Annotated in this window: 15 protein-coding genes; 13 read left to right on the top strand and 2 right to left on the bottom strand. The window is 63.7% G+C overall.

Annotated elements, in window-relative coordinates; translation table 11 throughout:
* The first annotated feature begins 40 nt into the window (after nt 1-40).
* Nucleotides 41-973, top strand: a complete 933-nt coding sequence (gene puuE, locus VE092_RS17570) for an allantoinase PuuE (protein WP_241811208.1) — start codon at nt 41-43, stop codon at nt 971-973.
* A gap of 81 nt (nt 974-1,054) precedes the next feature.
* Here the strand turns inward: puuE and VE092_RS17565 are convergent, their stop codons facing one another.
* Both VE092_RS17565 and VE092_RS17560 read right to left on the bottom strand, forming a co-directional pair.
* Nucleotides 1,055-2,320, bottom strand: a complete 1,266-nt coding sequence (locus VE092_RS17565; RefSeq protein ID WP_324878959.1) for a urate hydroxylase PuuD — start codon at nt 2,318-2,320, stop codon at nt 1,055-1,057.
* A 225-nt stretch (nt 2,321-2,545) separates the two neighbouring features.
* Nucleotides 2,546-3,370, bottom strand: coding sequence for an outer envelope protein (locus tag VE092_RS17560; protein ID WP_324878957.1), 825 nt, complete (start codon nt 3,368-3,370; stop codon nt 2,546-2,548).
* A 709-nt stretch (nt 3,371-4,079) separates the two neighbouring features.
* Between VE092_RS17560 and VE092_RS17555 the strand changes: the two genes are divergently transcribed.
* The 12 genes from VE092_RS17555 (at nt 4,080) to hemA (ending at nt 16,342) form a co-directional block, all read left to right on the top strand.
* Nucleotides 4,080-5,111, top strand: a complete 1,032-nt coding sequence (locus tag VE092_RS17555; RefSeq protein ID WP_324878955.1) for an ABC transporter substrate-binding protein — start codon at nt 4,080-4,082, stop codon at nt 5,109-5,111.
* Nucleotides 5,112-5,196: 85 nt separating this feature from the next.
* Nucleotides 5,197-5,982, top strand: coding sequence for an ABC transporter ATP-binding protein (locus VE092_RS17550; RefSeq protein WP_006461419.1), 786 nt, complete (start codon nt 5,197-5,199; stop codon nt 5,980-5,982).
* A gap of 27 nt (nt 5,983-6,009) precedes the next feature.
* Nucleotides 6,010-6,789, top strand: a complete 780-nt coding sequence (locus VE092_RS17545; protein WP_006461418.1) for an ABC transporter permease — start codon at nt 6,010-6,012, stop codon at nt 6,787-6,789.
* A gap of 206 nt (nt 6,790-6,995) precedes the next feature.
* On the top strand, nt 6,996-8,540 hold the full coding sequence (locus VE092_RS17540) for an ABC transporter ATP-binding protein (RefSeq protein WP_324878952.1): 1,545 nt from the start codon (nt 6,996-6,998) through the stop codon (nt 8,538-8,540).
* On the top strand, nt 8,533-9,627 hold the full coding sequence (locus tag VE092_RS17535) for an ABC transporter permease (RefSeq protein WP_077236176.1): 1,095 nt from the start codon (nt 8,533-8,535) through the stop codon (nt 9,625-9,627). The genes VE092_RS17540 and VE092_RS17535 overlap by 8 nt, the downstream gene beginning before the upstream one ends.
* Before the next feature lie 16 nt (nt 9,628-9,643).
* The gene (locus VE092_RS17530; protein ID WP_324878949.1) at nt 9,644-10,564 is read left to right on the top strand and encodes an ABC transporter permease; all 921 of its coding nucleotides are present in this window, start codon (nt 9,644-9,646) and stop codon (nt 10,562-10,564) included.
* Nucleotides 10,565-10,626: 62 nt separating this feature from the next.
* A complete protein-coding gene (locus VE092_RS17525) occupies nt 10,627-11,766 on the top strand; it encodes a BMP family ABC transporter substrate-binding protein (protein WP_324878947.1) in 1,140 nt (379 codons plus the stop codon).
* Nucleotides 11,767-12,085: 319 nt separating this feature from the next.
* Entirely contained in the window at nt 12,086-12,880 is a 795-nt protein-coding gene (gene minC, locus VE092_RS17520; RefSeq protein WP_324878945.1) for a septum site-determining protein MinC, read from the top strand.
* A gap of 73 nt (nt 12,881-12,953) precedes the next feature.
* Nucleotides 12,954-13,769, top strand: a complete 816-nt coding sequence (gene minD, locus VE092_RS17515; RefSeq protein ID WP_006465130.1) for a septum site-determining protein MinD — start codon at nt 12,954-12,956, stop codon at nt 13,767-13,769.
* A 1-nt stretch (nt 13,770) separates the two neighbouring features.
* Entirely contained in the window at nt 13,771-14,040 is a 270-nt protein-coding gene (gene minE / locus VE092_RS17510; protein ID WP_006465131.1) for a cell division topological specificity factor MinE, read from the top strand.
* Between the two features lie 84 nt (nt 14,041-14,124).
* Nucleotides 14,125-14,826, top strand: coding sequence for a response regulator transcription factor (locus tag VE092_RS17505; protein WP_324878943.1), 702 nt, complete (start codon nt 14,125-14,127; stop codon nt 14,824-14,826).
* 223 nt (nt 14,827-15,049) lie between these two features.
* A complete protein-coding gene (gene hemA / locus VE092_RS17500; protein ID WP_324878941.1) occupies nt 15,050-16,342 on the top strand; it encodes a glutamyl-tRNA reductase in 1,293 nt (430 codons plus the stop codon).
* Nucleotides 16,343-16,351 lie beyond the last annotated feature (9 nt).

Genomic DNA, 16,351 nt, shown 5'->3' with positions numbered 1-16,351 from the left:
GCGCTGCGGTTTTCTTTCTTGATAGCCAAACGAAGAACCTATGTCACAGCAACAAACTTACCCACGCGACCTCGCCGGCTACGGCCGCAACCCGCCGCACGCACACTGGCCCGGCCAGGCAAGGGTGGCGCTGCAATTCGTGCTGAACTACGAAGAAGGCGGCGAGAATTGCGTATTGCACGGCGACCCCGCCTCGGAGCAGTTCCTGTCCGAGATCGTGGGCGCGGCGGCGTATCCGGCGCGGCACATGTCGATGGAATCGATCTACGAATACGGCTCACGGGTGGGTGTCTGGCGCATCCTGCGCGAATTCGAGAAACGCGGCCTGCCCATGACCATCTTTGGCGTAGCCATGGCGTTGCAGCGTTCACCCGACGTCACGCAGGCGTTCCAGGAACTGGGTCACGAGATTGCCTGCCATGGCCTGCGCTGGATTCATTACCAGAGCATGGACATCGAGACCGAACGCGCCCACATGCGCGAGGCCGTGCAGATCTTCCGTGAACTCACCGGCTCGGCCCCGCTGGGCTGGTACACCGGCCGCGATTCACCCAATACCCGGCAACTGGTGGTGGAGCATGGCGGTTTCGCCTATGACTCGGATTACTACGGCGACGACCTGCCGTTCTGGACCGAAGTCCAGACCGCCAGCGGCGAAAAGCGTCCACATCTGGTCGTGCCCTATACGCTGGACTCCAACGACATGCGCTTTGCCACGCCGCAGGGCTTCAACACCAGCGAGCATTTCTACCAGTACCTGAAGGATAGTTTCGACGTGCTGTACGAGGAGGGAGAAGAAGCGCCGAAGATGCTCTCCATCGGCATGCATTGCCGCCTGCTGGGACGCCCGGGGCGCTTCCGCGCCTTGCAGCGCTTCCTGGATTACGTGCAGTCACACGACAAGGTCTGGATCTGCCGCCGCATCGACATCGCCGAGCACTGGCAGAAGACGCATCCCTTCGCGCAACGCTGAAGAAAACGGCGTCGGATGGCTGGACGCCCTGCATGACATCTGCATCAGGACCGATGCCGCCAGCTTCTGCTGGCGGCATTTTTACTTGATGGAGGCGCCACTCTCGAACCACTTGCCGATCACCGCCCGCTCGTCATCGGTGATGTGGGTCATGTTCCCCAGTGGCATGGACTTCTGCACCACGGCCTGTTGATAGATCTGCTGCGCATGCTGGGCGATGTTGTCGGGGCTGTCCAGCAGCACGCCCTTGCCCGGCACCGGCATCAGCGTCGGCTTGGCCGCATGGCACTGGATGCAGCGCGCCTGTATCACCTGCTGCACCTGGGCAAACCCGCCAGCCGATGGCGACGGCGATGGCGCTGGCGCTGCCGCCGCGCCAGCAGCCTCGGCAGGCGTGGCAGCAGCAGCGGCCGGGGCAGCCGGCCTGGCCTGCATCGCCGGGCTCATCCAGATGATCACCGCCAGCAGCAGCACCACGGCGGCTCCGGGATACCACCAGTTGTAGACACCCTTGTGGCGCAACACGAAGAACTGCCGGATCAGGGCGCCGGCGGCCATGATGAACAGCAGCACCAGCCAGTTATGTGGCGCGCTGTAGGTCATGCTGTAGTGATTGGAGAGCATCGCGAACAACACCGGCAGGGTGAAGTAGGTGTTGTGCACGCTGCGCTGCTTGCCGCGCTTGCCGTGGATGGGGTCGGGCGCCTGCCCGGCGCGCATCGACGCCACCATCTTGCGCTGGCCCGGGATGATCCACATCAGCACATTGGCACTCATGATGGTGGCCAGCGAGGCACCGCTGATGAGGAACGCCGCCCGTCCCGAGAACAGGTGGCAGGCCGCCCACACCGAGACGATCACCTGCAGGCCCACCAGCAGGTTGACCAGCCGGTCCGCGCCGGGACGGTCACCGATGGTGCTGCAGATGGCGTCGTAGATCAGCCAGTTGAAGAGCAGGAAGGCGATGGCGGTGCCGCCGGCCATCGAGGCCGACATGTCGAACACATTGCGGTCCACCAAGAACACGTTGGCATTGAACAGGTACAGCAGTGAAAACAGGGCGAAGCCCGACAGCCAGGTACTGTAGGACTCCCAGTAGAACCAGTGCAGATGCTCAGGCAAGGCCTTGGGCGCCAGCAGGTATTTCTGCGGATTGTAGAAGCCGCCGCCGTGGACCGCCCACAGCTCGCCACCGACACCTTTTTCCTTCAGCTCGGGGTCGGTGGGCGCGACCAGGCTGTTGTCCAGCCAGACGAAATAGAAGGACGAACCGATCCAGGCAATGGCCGTGATCACGTGCAGCCAGCGCAGCAGCAGGTTCAGCCAGTCGAGTAGATATGCTTCCATGATGTTCCGCTCTCAAGTACCGCCGATCATTCCCCTCACGACCAGGGGTGATCCATTTCCGGGATTGCCGTCCCGCCGTTCCGGGCGCGCCATCCATGCACCCGGGGACCGACAGTGTAGCCAATTCCGGCTCGCGCCACGCAGGCGGCGCGCCAACAAAAAAATGCCGGATCGAATGATCCGGCATCGCCATGATGCTGCCAGCAGCGGCAGCGACCGGACCGCTTAGAAGTGGTACTCGGCGCGCACCATCGGGGTCTTGGCCAGCGAGCCCGGGACGTTGGACGGGTTGCCGAACTTGTTGCGCCAGTACTGGTATTCCAGACCGACGCGGAAGGTGTTCTTGCCCATGCCCAGCGGAGTGCCGACGTCATACATGATCTGGCCGTCGAAGTTGACTTCGGGACCGGTGGAACCACCGAACTCGTTCTTGCCCTTGGCGGCGATGTAGTTCATGTAGCCTTCGAAGGCCAGGCCGGTCGAACCCAGCGGGATACCCCAGGCCAGGTTCAGCATCGGGTGGGTATCGTAGGTATAGCGGCTGCTGATGCCCTTGGGCTGGTTGCTTTCGAACAGTGCCAGCACGCTCACGTTGAGGAAGCCAGGCACATCCATCATCAGGGTCGGACCGATCACCAACATGCGCTTCTTGGAGGCATAGCTGTTGTCGTTCTTGGTGTTCCAGTCGAAGCCCAGGGTCAGGCCCACGCTGCGTGCCGGGCCGAAGGCCAGGTTCTTGCCGCTGATCTTGCTGAAATCGAGGGTATGACGATAGGTGATGTAGGCTTCCTGCGCATTGTCATCCTTGCTGTCGGACATCAGCAGGTCGACGTTGAGGAAGTTGGTGCCGTACTTGTAGCCGCTGGCGTGCTGGAAGTTGACGATGTTCTTGGTGATGTCCTGCGAGTTGTACGGCTCGGCAAAGCGGGTGCCGTAGCGATATCCAATCGAGTTGTCAGCCCAGTCGGCGGCCTGCGCCGACATGCTGCCGGCGGCCGAGGCGACCAGCGCTGCCATCATCCAGTACTTCCCCTTGATACCCTTGTTCATAAGTTTCTCCCTGTATTGCGACTTTAAAAAATGCTGTTGGACCGGATCTCCGGCTTCAGCCGCGGCGTCCTGCACTCTCCCCGCCGCCGGATGAAACCGGCCATTCCGCTGTGCTTACCTGTCAAATAAGGCCTGGCAAATTGCTGACAGCACTGCCGACACCCGCACCGACGGCAGCCATTACGCAAAGCCCGTGCCAGCCCTTCCCAGGGCTCTGGTTGACATCTCTGCGGCGGTCAAAAACACGAGTCGCTTTCCCCCGAAAGGACAGGCATCGGCGCGCGCAGGGGCGCAATCCTAGCCGAGTCCGGGCCGAATCCCAAGGGCCTGCGGGCGACACCCCGGGTCCGCCACTTCGATTGTCAACAATCAAACCGCTCTGCCCGCAACCGACAGGGAACAGGCAAAGGCGCAGCCGATAAGCCTTCCAGCCCCGTCATCGCATTTTTTTTAGTGCATTTTTATCTATGAAGGTGCAGACAAGCACCAAATTGTCGCAAATGGATTTTTTGATTGTCGACAAAAAATCAGGCCGCTGTCGATCATTAGCCAGCAGCTTGCTGACCGGCTTGCCAACCGGATTGCGCTTGCGGCCGCGAGCCGCAGGGAGCGCGAGGGTGCTCAGCGGGGTCGGTCGGCGCTTGGCACATTAAATGCTTTTAACCGGTGGGAATCTGCCATTCAAACGAACCAGGAAGGGAAGTCCACCGTGCATTCCAGCAAGTTCTTCAAATTCGGCATCAGCCTGCTGCTAAGCGCCACCTGCGCACTCGCTGCAGCCCAGGAAACCAGGATCAAGTTCCAGCTGGACTGGCGCTTCGAAGGCCCCGCAGCGCTATTCCTGGTGGCCAAGTCCAAGGGTTACTTCGCCCAGGAAAAACTGGATGTCACCATCGACGCCGGCAATGGCTCGGGCAATGCGGTCAACCGCGTGGCCTCGGGCACCTATGACATGGGCTTTGCCGACATGGCCGCGCTGATGGAATTCACCGCCAACAACCCGGATGCACCGGGCAAGCCGGTAGGTGTGATGATGGTCTACAACGACACCCCGGCGGCGATCTTCTCGCTCAAGAAATCCGGCATCAAGAAACCGGCCGACCTGGTCGGCAAGAAGCTGGGGTCACCGGTATTCGACGCCGGTCGCCGTGCCTATCCCATCTTTGCCAAGGCCAACGGCCTGGATGCCACCAAGACCCAGTGGACCAGCATGGACCCGCCGCTGCGTGAAACCATGCTGGCCCGCGGCGATGTGGATGCCATCACCGGTTTCTACTTCACCTCGCTGCTGAACCTCAATGCCCGCGGCATCAAGGATGAAGACATCAACGTGATGATGTATCCGGACTATGGCGTGCGGCTGTACGGCAACGCCATCATCGCCTCCGACGCCATGGTCAAGCAGAAGCCGGAAGCCATCAAGGGCTTCCTGCGCGCCTTCGCCAAGGCCAGCCGCGATGTCATGGCCAATCCGGACGCCGCCATCAAGGTGCTCAAGGAGCGCGACGGCCTGATCGACGAAAAACTCGAACTGCGTCGCCTGAAGCTGGCCATTGCCAGCGCCATCGCCACGCCGCATGCCAAGTCGGAAGGCTATGGCCAGGTCTATGGCCCGCGCCTGACGCTGATGGCCTCGCAGGTCTCGGATGCCTACGGCACCAAGACCCGGGTCAATGCCGACAAGATCTGGAATGCCAGCTTCCTGCCCTCCAAGGCCGAGCTGGACGTGTTCCCGAAGTAAATCATTTATATTTTTCCGGCCACGACCCTGGCTGGCCACAACGGGCCAGTCAGGATCAAGGCCGCATCCTTGGCAGACCGTTTCCATGAGCGAACCCTTCGTCGATTTCCGCCACGTCTACCTGGCCTATGATGGCGCCACCGATTTTGCGGTGGAAGACATCGACCTGCAGACCCGCGCGGGCGAATTCATCGCCATCGTCGGCCCCTCCGGCTGCGGCAAGTCGACCTTCATGAAACTGGCCACCGGCCTGAAGCAGGCCAATCGCGGCAGCGTCGTCATCGATGGTCAGCCGGTGACCGGGCCGCTGAAGTTCGTGGGCATGGCCTTTCAGGCGCCGACCCTGTTGCCGTGGCGCACTACGCTGGACAACGTGCTGTTGCCGCTGGAGATCGTCGAGCCCTACCGGCGCGACTTCAAGCAGAAGAAGGCCGAATACACCGAGCGCGCCCTGAAGCTGTTGAAGACCGTGGGCCTGGAGGGCTATGCCGACAAGTTTCCCTGGCAACTGTCGGGCGGCATGCAGCAGCGCGCCTCGATCTGCCGGGCGCTAATCCACGAACCGAAGATGCTGTTGCTGGACGAGCCCTTCGGCGCGCTCGATGCCTTCACCCGCGAGGAGCTGTGGTGCGTGCTGCGCGACCTGTGGGCCGAGCGCCGCTTCAACGTCATCCTGGTCACGCATGACCTGCGCGAAGCCGCCTTCCTGGCCGACACCATCTACGTGATGAGCAAGCGCCCGGGGCGCATCGTGGTGCGCCGCGAAAACCCGCTGCCGCGCCCCTGCGATCTGGAAACCACCTATACCGACGGCTTCAACGCGCTGGTGCATGAACTGCGCGAGCACATCGGCCATGTGCGCAATACCTGACCCTGATCGACCGGCCAAGGACCCAACATGAAAACACCGTTCAACGGCAAGCTCAACCAGGCCGCCACCACCCTCGCGCCGTGGTTCCTGCTGATCGTCATCCTCGGCATCTGGCAGTTCATCTGCAGTGTCTGGCAGGTCTCGGACTTCATCTTCCCCAGCCCGGCCTCCATCCTGCAGGCCATGGTGGACTATGCCGGGCCGATCACCGAGCATGCGCTCTCGACCTTTTGGGTCACCATGGTGGGCTTTGCCATTGCGGTGTTCGTGGGGGTGACGCTGGGCTTCGTGATCGGCTCCTCGCCCATGCTGTATGCCGCCGCCTATCCCCTGATGACGGCCTTCAATGCCCTGCCGAAGGCGGCCTTCGTGCCGGTGCTGGTGGTCTGGTTCGGGATCGGGGCGGGCCCGGCGATCCTGACGGCCTTCCTGATTTCCTTCTTCCCCATCATGGTCAACATCGCCACCGGGCTGGCCACGCTGGAGCCTGAACTGGAAGACGTGCTGCGCGTGCTGGGCGCGCGCCGCATGGATATCCTGCTCAAAGTGGGCCTGCCGCGCTCGATGCCCTACTTCTTCGCCTCGCTGAAGGTGGCCATCACGCTGGCCTTCGTGGGTTCCACGGTGTCCGAGATGAATGCGTCCAACCAGGGCATCGGCTATCTGCTGGTATCGGCCGGGTCGTCAATGAAGATGCCGCTGGCCTTTGCCGGGCTGGTGGTGATCGGCGCCATGGCCATGGCGATGTACGAACTGTTTGCGATCATCGAACGGCGCACCACCGGCTGGGCGCATCGCGGAAAATGAAACAAATCGGGCTTTGCGCCACAGCGCCGGGACCAACACGGCGAAAGCGGTATGCGGCGCGGCCCAATTTGTCTATGATGTCGCGCGGGCGCGCCGGCTGCTCGCTACCGGCACGGTAGGCCGCAGCAGGCAGCTGAAGAAACCGGGGCAGAGGGGCTGCCCGCGACCATCGAAGCAACAACGATACGAAACCACAGGGAAATCACGTGAGCGCAGTTCCACTCCGTCTTGAAATCAGCCATGTGCGCAAGTCCTATCCGGGCGTGCTGGCCAACGACGATGTCAGCCTGGCGGTCGCGCCTGGCGAGATCCACGCCGTGCTCGGAGAGAACGGCGCGGGCAAGTCCACCTTGATGAAGATCATCTTTGGCGCGGTCAAGCCCGATGCCGGCGAGATCCGCTGGAACGGCGAGACCGTACAGATCGCCAATCCGCAGGTGGCGCGCAAGCTGGGCATCGCCATGGTGTTCCAGCATTTCTCACTGTTCGATACCTTGACGGTGACCGAAAACATCGCCCTGGGCCTGGATGCCAAGACCGACCTGAAGGAACTGGCCGAGCGCATCACCCGTACCGGCGAGAAATACGGCCTGGAACTGGAACCGCAACGTCATGTGCACACCCTGTCGGTGGGCGAGCGCCAGCGCGTGGAAATCGTGCGCGCCCTGCTGACCGAGCCGCAACTGCTGATCCTGGACGAGCCGACCTCGGTGCTGACTCCGCAGGCGGTGGAAAAACTCTTCGTCACCCTGCGTCGCCTGGCCGACGAGGGTTGCAGCATCCTCTATATCAGCCACAAGCTCGACGAGATCCGCGCCCTGTGCCATAGCGCCACGGTGATGCGCGGCGGTCGCGTGACCGGCAACTGCGATCCGCGCAATGAAAGCAGCGCCAGCCTGTCGCGCATGATGATCGGCGACGAACTGGTGCGCCTGCAGCGCGAGCGCAATCCGGATTCGCAGCGCAATGAGCGCAAGCTGCACGTCAATCGCCTGTCGCTGCCCAAGGCCCACCTGTTCGCCACCGAGCTGAAGGACATTGAGTGCGAAGTGCGGGCTGGCGAGATCGTCGGCATCGCCGGGGTGTCCGGCAATGGTCAGCAGGAATTGCTGGCGGCGCTCTCGGGCGAGGACCAGCGCGCCGCGCCCAACATGATCATGCTGGGCGGCAAGGCGGTCGGTGATCTGTCGCCCAACCCGCGTCGCGCCGCCGGCCTCGGCCTGGTGCCGGAAGAACGCCTGGGACGCGGTGCCGTCCCCACGCTCTCGCTGACGGCCAACATGCTGCTGTCACACCAGAAGGCGCCTTACGTGAAGCGCGGCATGATCGATTTCGCCTTCACCCGGCGCGCCGCGGCCGCCATCATCGAACGCTTCAAGGTCAAGGCGGCAGGCCCCGATGCGCCGGCCAAGAGCCTCTCGGGCGGCAATCTGCAGAAATTCATTGTCGGCCGCGAGATGGAGCGCAAGCCCGCCGTCTTCGTGGTGGCACAGCCGACCTGGGGCGTGGACGTGGGCGCGGCCGCACAGATCCACGGCGAAATCTTGAAACTGAAACAGGAAGGGTGTGCGGTGCTGGTGATCTCGGAAGAACTTGACGAATTGTTCGCGTTATGTGATCGCCTGCACGTCATCGCCAAGGGTCGGCTGTCGCCCTCCATTCCCATCGAGCAAGCCACCCGCGAGCAGGTCGGGGTGTGGATGAGCGGCCTGTGGGATGCCCCCGCCGCCACGGAGGTGGGTCATGGCTGAGCGCATGAGTTTCCCGCTGCGCCTGGAGCTGCGTGGCGCACCGTCGAAGACGATGACCTACCTCTCGCCAGTGATCGCCATCGTCGCCACGCTGCTGCTGGGCGCGCTGCTGTTCCTGGCGCTGGGCAAGGACCCGCTGGCCGGGTTGAAGGTGTTCCTGGTCGATCCCTTCAGTGGCAAGCGCGCCATCAGCGAACTGTTGCTCAAATCGATACCGCTGATCTTGTGTGCGCTGGGGCTGGCGGTGTGCTTCCGTGCCAGCATCTGGAACATCGGCGCGGAGGGCCAGTTCACCGTCGGCGCGCTGTGTTCGGGTGCCATGCTGGTCTGGCTGGATGTGCCGGGACATGGCATCTCCGGCGGCATGGGTCTGGTGCTCATGATCCTGGCCGGCGTGGTCGGCGGGGCGCTGTGGGCGGCGGTGACGGCCTACCTGCGCGACCAGTTCAATGCCAATGAAATCCTGGTCTCGCTGATGCTGACCTATGTGGCGCAGCTGTTACTGATGTGGGCCGTCAATGGTCCGCTGAAGGACCCCAATGGCATGAACTTCCCGCAATCGAAAGTGTTTTCCAGCGAGTTCATGCTGCCCATGCTGCTCTCCGGTACACGCCTGCACGTGGGCTTTGCGGTGACCATCGTGCTGGCGGTGCTGATGGCGATCTTCATGATGCGCAGCCTGCGCGGCTTTTCGCTGATGGTGGGCGGAGTGGCGCCGCATGCGGCGCGCTACGCGGGCTTCTCGGCACGTTCGGCGCTGTGGGTGTCGCTCTTGATCTCGGGGGCCTTCGCCGGCCTGGCCGGGGCGTTCGAGATCGCCGGGCCGATCGGCCAGTTGCTGCCCTCGGTGTCGCCGGGCTATGGCTTTGCGGCCATCATCGTGGCCTTCATCGGCCGCCTGCATCCGATCGGCGCAATCCTGGGCGGGCTGATCATGTCGCTGCTGTATCTGGGCGGCGAGCTGGCGCAGTCGCGTCTGGGCCTGCCATCGGCCATCACCGGGGTGTTCCAGGGCATGCTGCTGTTCCTGCTGCTGGCCTGCGATACCTTGATCGATTACCGCCTGGCGTGGAAAAAGAAAGTCTAAGGAATCAGGACAGGACATGGAACAACTCGCTCCTCTCATCGCAGCCTCCATCAATGCCGGCACACCCTTGCTACTGGCGGCCATCGGGCTGTTGATCAATGAACGCTCCGGCGTGCTCAACCTGGGCGCCGAGGGCATGATGCTGGTGGCGGCCATCGCCGGTTTCGCTGTCGGCTATGCCACCAAGAGCCCGCTGCTGGGCTTCATGGCCGGCGCCGTGTGCGGCATGCTGATGGCTACGCTGTTCGCCTGGCTGGCGCTGCGCCTGGCCACCAACCAGGTGGCCACCGGCCTGGCGCTGTCGATCTTCGGCGCGGGGCTGTCGGCCTTCGTCGGCCAGCGCTTCGTCGGCCTGGCGCTGCCGGCCCAGCCCAATTCGATTCCCCTGCTGGGCGATATTCCCTTCCTGGGCAAGGCGCTGTTCCACCAGCACTGGATGAGCTACGTCGCCTTCGCGCTGTGCCTGGCCAGCATCTGGTTCCTCTATCGCACGCGCGCCGGCCTGGTACTGCGCGCGGTGGGCGAGTCGCCGGAGTCGGCCCATGCGCTGGGCTATTCGGTGCGCGGCATCCGCTATCTGGCGCTGCTGTTCGGCGGCGCCTGCTGCGGACTGGCCGGGGCCTATATGTCGCTGGTCTATACCCCGATGTGGGTGGAGGGCCTGGTGGCCGGACGCGGCTGGATCGCGCTGGCCCTGACCGCGTTCGCCACCTGGCGCCCGGCGCGGGTGCTGCTGGGTTCGCTGCTGTTCGGCGGCGTCACCATCGCCCAGTTCTACCTGCAGGGCATGGGCGTGACGGTGCCGTCGCAGATCCTGTCGATGGCGCCCTACCTGGCCACCATCGTGGTGCTGGCGCTGATCTCGCGCAACCCCGACTGGATCCGCCTGAACATGCCGGCCTCGCTGGGCAAGCCCTTCCGCCCCGGCGCCTCCTGATGCAGCATCCCGTTTTCTGAAGCAGCACCTGTATTTATCCACTGACCTTGAGGGAGAACACAATGAAGATTTCGCGCAGGGCATCCTTGACGATGCTCGCCACCCTGGCGGCCGCAACCCTGATCGGTTGCGGCAAGAAGGAAGAACCTGCTGCCGCCGCGCCCGCTGCTGCGCCGGCCGCCGCCGCTCCCGCCGCCGATCCGCTGAAGGTAGCCTTCGTCTACATCGGCCCGGTGGGCGATGCCGGCTGGACATTCGCCCACGACAAGGGTCGCAAGGCCGTCGAGGAAAAGTTCGGCGACAAGGTCAAGACCACCTTCGTGGAAAACATTCCTGAATCCGCAGCCGACGCCGAGCGCGTGTTCCGCCAGTTGGCCACCGATGGCAACAAGCTGATCTTCGGCACCACCTTCGGCTACATGGAAGCGATGCTGAAGGTCGCCAAGGAATTCCCGGACGTCAAGTTCGAACACGCCACCGGCTTCAAGACCGCCGACAACCTGGCGCAATACGACGTGCGTACCTATGAAGGTGCCTACCTGGCCGGCGTGGTCGCGGGCAAGATGAGCAAGTCCGGCAAGCTGGGCGTGGTGGCCTCGGTGCCTATCCCCGAAGTGATCCGCAATATCGATTCCTTCACCCTGGGCGCGCGTTCGGTGAACCCCAAGGCGACCACCGCCGTGGTCTGGGTGAACAAGTGGTTCGACCCGGGCAAGGAACGTGAAGCCGCAACCACCCTGATCGGCCAGGGCGTGGACGTGCTGATGCAGAACACCGACTCCGCCGCCGTGGTCCAGACCGCGCAGGAAAAGGGCGTGTATGCCTTCGGTTGGGACAGCGACATGACCAGCTTCGGCCCCAAGGCCCACCTGGCCGCCTCGATGATCAACTGGGGCGTGTACTACACCGCCCGCGTGCAGGCAGTGCTGGATGGTACCTGGAAGAGCAGCACCAGCTGGATCGGCCTGAAGGAAAACGGCATCGACCTGGCCGCCTTCAATCCGGAACTGCCGGCTGACGTGAAGACCCTGGTGGAAGAGCGCAAGAAGGGCATCGTCGATGGCTCCGCGCCGATCTGGAAGGGTCCGATCAAGGACAACGCCGGCAAGGAAGTGCTGGGCAAGGACGCCGTGGCCGATGACGGCTTCCTGCATGGCATCAAGTTCTACGTCGAAGGCGTGGACGGCAAGGTGCCGGGCTGATCGCTACGGCATGACGGTGTTACGGGCGCAGGCACTGCGCCCGAACCGGGACTGAGCATGGAAGGCCGCTGGCACCGCGAGGTGTCGGCGGCTTTTTTTTGGCAAATCGGGACGACCCGGGGGCCGCTATCCCGCATATAAATTGCTTTCATGTAATTTTTTGATGCGCGACTTCGGCCTCCGGGCGATGCGGCGAATATCCTCTGAAAGCCGCGATCCACCGCTATCGCAGCCGCATCCTGCCTGTATAATGCACAGCCAAACCGGGCGGGAAGCTGGCATTTTCCTTCACTTTCTGCCGCATTGAACTACTGGATTTATGCAAAAAGCGCGCAAACCGATCGAAATCAAAATTTCCACTGTGGTTGCCATTTCGGCAATCCTGCATGAAACTGATCCGACTTCGCTGGAAAACGCCCTGAAGGAAATGACCGGCGGTGTGGCCGACTTCTTCGAGGATGAGTTCGCGGTGCTCGACATCGGCGGTCTGGCCGACGAGGCCGCCGCGGAGATCGACTGGAAGGCCGTGGTGGCGCTGTTCAAGCGCTTCCGCCTGAACACCGTGGCGGTGCGCAATGCGCCCGAAGCATTGCATGCCGGCATCGTCGGCCACGGACTGGCCATCGATACCTCGGCGGTATCCGGGGCCGGTGCGGCCAACGCCCGTGCCCAGGAGGCCGCCCAGGAAACAGTGGCTGCGCCCGTAGCGGCACCCGCGCCGGCACCTGCTCCCGCAGCACCGGCCGCCGCGCCGGAAGGGGCCGCAGCGCCCCAGGCCCGTACCGTGGTCATCGACACCCCGGTGCGTGCCGGCCAGCGCATCTATGCGCGTGGCGCCGATCTGGTGGTGCTGGCGGTGGTCAACAACGGCGCCGAACTGATCGCCGACGGCTGCATCCACGTCTACGCGCCCCTGCGCGGCCGCGCACTGGCCGGTGCATCGGGCAATACCGAGGCGCGCATCTTCGCCGCTTCACTGGAAGCGGAACTGGTTTCCATTGCCGGAGTCTATCGGACCTTCGAGAACGGTCATGCACCGGAGCTCGCCGGCAAGCAGGTGCAGGTGCGCCTGCAGGGCGAACGCATCGACGTGCTGCAGATGTCGGCCGCGTGAGACGCAGGTGACAAACATTTAAACGAATCGGGCCGGAGCAAGCCCGCGTACTGTTCTTCTTAAGGAGTTTTTCGTGGCAAAAATCATCGTTGTGACTTCGGGTAAGGGCGGCGTCGGCAAAACGACGTCCAGCGCCAGTTTCGCATCGGGCCTGGCCATGCGTGGCCACAAGACGGCCGTGATCGACTTCGACGTCGGTCTGCGCAACCTGGACCTGATCATGGGCTGCGAGCGCCGCGTGGTCTACGACCTGATCAACGTGATCAACAAGGAAGCCACGCTGAACCAGGCCCTGATCAAGGACAAGCACTGCGACAACCTGTTCATCCTGCCGGCCTCGCAGACCCGCGACAAGGACGCCCTGACCGAGGAAGGCGTGGAGCGCGTGCTGGGCGACCTGTCGAAGATGGACTTCGAATACATCATCTGCGACTCCCCCGCCGGCATCGAACATGGCGCGGTGATGGCACTGACCTTCGCCGACGAGGCCATCGTGGTGTCCAACCCGGAAGTGTCGTCGGTGCGCGACTCGGACCGCATCCTGGGCATCATCCAGGCCAAGTCGCGTCGTGCCTCGGCCGGCGGCGAGCCGGTCAAGGAGCATCTGCTGATCACCCGTTATTCGCCCAAGCGCGTGGAAGACGGCGAGATGCTGTCCTATACCGACGTGCAGGAAATCCTGCGCATCCCCCTGATCGGCATCATCCCCGAATCGGAAACCGTGCTGCAGGCCTCCAACCAGGGCTCGCCGGCGATCCACATGAAGGATTCCGACGTGGCCCAGGCCTACCAGGACGTGGTGTCGCGCTTCCTCGGCGAAACCGTCGAACTGCGTTTCACCACCTACGAAAAGCCGGGCCTCCTGCAGCGCATCTTCGGAGGTAAGTGACATGTCCCTGCTTTCTTTCCTGTTCCCCAGCAAGCCCAAGAGCGCGGTGGCGGCGAAGGAGCGGCTGCAGATCATCATCGCCCGCGAGCGCTCCAATGGCCGTCAGGGTCCGGACTTCCTGCCGGCCCTGCACAAGGAACTGATCGAGGTCATCTCCAAGTACACCAAGGTCAATGCCGACGACATCAAGATCTCGCTGGACCGCCAGGGCAATCTGGAGGTGCTGGACGTGAACGTGGTGCTGCCCGACAGCGACGTCCCCGCGGCCTGACACCAGATCGCCGCAGGCACAAGGGCAGCCCTGGCTGCCCTTGCGTCCATTTGATCAGCCCCTTTCCGCTACCCGCCTGATGCGATGAAAATCGGGATCATCTCCTCCGACAGCGATACCGTCACGCTGGTGACCCAACTGGCCGAACGTCACGACGCCACCATCTACAGTGGGGCCGAGGGCTTCGCCGCCGCCTGCAACGACGGCGCGCAGCTGGTGGTGCTGGACCTGGACGACGTACAGAGGCATCTCCAGGCGATCACGGTGCTGGTGCAGCGGCATCGCCCACCTGCCAGCGCCAAGGCCCGACCGGTACTGCTGCTGCTGTGCACACCGGCCCACCAGGCCTGGCTGCGCAGCCTGCTGCTGGCCGGTGCCGACGATTTCCTGGTCAAGCCGGTACGGCGCCAGGAGCTGGCCTTGCGTCTGGATCTGCTGCTGGCGGCGGCCCAGCCCTATGAGGCGCCGCCCAGTATCATCGAGGCTGGCGGCTTCCTGGTCGACCTGGCGCGCCTGCGCGTGACCCATCCGGCGCTGCCGCAACTGGACGCCACCCTGACCCGCAAGGAAGCCGAACTGGCGCTGCTGTTCATGCAGCATCTGGGACGACCGCTGTCGCGCGCCTTCCTGCGGGAGCGCATCTGGGGCGCCGAACCGGAGACCCCGACCCGTACCATCGACACCCACGTCTCGCGCATCCGCTCCAAGCTGGGCCTGAAGCCGGCCAATGGTTACCAGCTGGCGACGGTCTATGGCTACGGTTATCAGCTGGAACGGCTGGAATAACCACCGGGGCCGGCCGGCGGGCTGTTGTTTTTGTCGTTTTCAGTCAACGCCAAACCTGATCCACGTCACAGACATATACCGATTATCGGGGACTGTCCCAACCCGAAATTGCCCGAAGAGTATAATTATTCCCAAAACCGGGGCCGAAACTGTTCGAAACTGTCCGTTTCGGGACTCATAGATCGCACCATCCCAGCTCATCGGCACTGCTGCCGCGCATTCCATGCATTTGCTCGCCGTCGGACTCAACCACACTACCGCGCCTGTCTCGTTGCGCGAGAAAGTGGCCTTCCCCGCTGACCAGATCGGTCAGGCGGTGTCGTCCGCGCGTGCCTGGTTTGGCGGCAATGACAAGATCGTCGCTGCCGGCGAGGCAGCCATCCTGTCCACCTGCAACCGTACCGAGCTGTATGCGGCAGCCGCCGCCGGGCGCGACGGGGTGGAGTTCGCCATCGACCGCACCGCGCAGTTCCTGGCCGATTACCACCACATCCCCTACGCCGACCTGCGTCCCTACCTGTATTCGCTGCCGCAGGACAATGCCGTGCGCCACGCCTTCCGCGTCGCCTCCGGGCTGGATTCGATGGTCCTGGGCGAGCCGCAGATCCTGGGCCAGATGAAGGATGCCGTGCGCCAGGCCGATGCCGCCGGCGGTCTGGGCACCTACCTGCACCAGCTGTTCCAGCGCACCTTCGCGGTGGCCAAGGAGGTGCGCACCACCACCGAGATCGGCGCGCATAGCGTATCGATGGCGGCAGCGGCGGTACGGCTGTCGCAGCGCATCTTCGATTCGATCTCGGGCCAGAACGTGCTCTTCATCGGCGCCGGCGAGATGATTGAGCTGTGCGCCACCCACTTCGCCGCGCAGAATCCCAAGACCCTCACGGTAGCCAACCGCACCATGGAGCGCGGCGAAACCCTGGCCCATCGCTTCAACGGTCGCGCCATCCGCCTGGCCGACCTGCCGGCGCAGCTGGCCAGTTTCGACATCGTGGTCTCCTGTACCGCCTCGCAACTGCCCATCATCGGCCTGGGGCTGGTGGAACGGGCCGTCAAGGCGCGCCGCCACAAACCCATCTTCATGGTGGACCTGGCCGTGCCGCGCGACATCGAGGCCGAAGTCGGCCGCCTGGATGACGTCTTCCTCTACACCGTGGACGACCTGGCCTCGGTGGTCCAAAGCGGCGTCGAAAACCGCCAGGCAGCGGTGGCGCAGGCCGAGGCCATCATCGAGACCCGCGTGCAGTCCTTCATGCACTGGATCGACAGCCGCGCCATGGTGCCGCTGATCCAGGACCTGCAGGAAACCGGTGAGGCCCTGCGCCTGGCCGAACTGGATCGCGCCCGTCGCATGCTGGCCAAGGGCGACGACGTGGAAGCCGTCCTGGAAGCCCTCTCCAAGGGCCTGACCGCGAAGTTCCTGCACGGCCCGCAACAGGCCCTGCATCACGCCCAGGGCGAACAGCGCAGCCAGCTGGCTTCGCTGCTGCCGCAACTGTTCCGCGCCAAGCGTTAGCGTTCCCCT

Source organism: Herbaspirillum sp. (genome assembly GCF_035644555.1).
Classification (GTDB): Bacteria; Pseudomonadota; Gammaproteobacteria; order Burkholderiales; family Burkholderiaceae_D; genus Herbaspirillum.
Note: the sequence above shows the minus strand (reverse complement) of the source record. Positions and strands in the feature narration are given on the sequence as shown.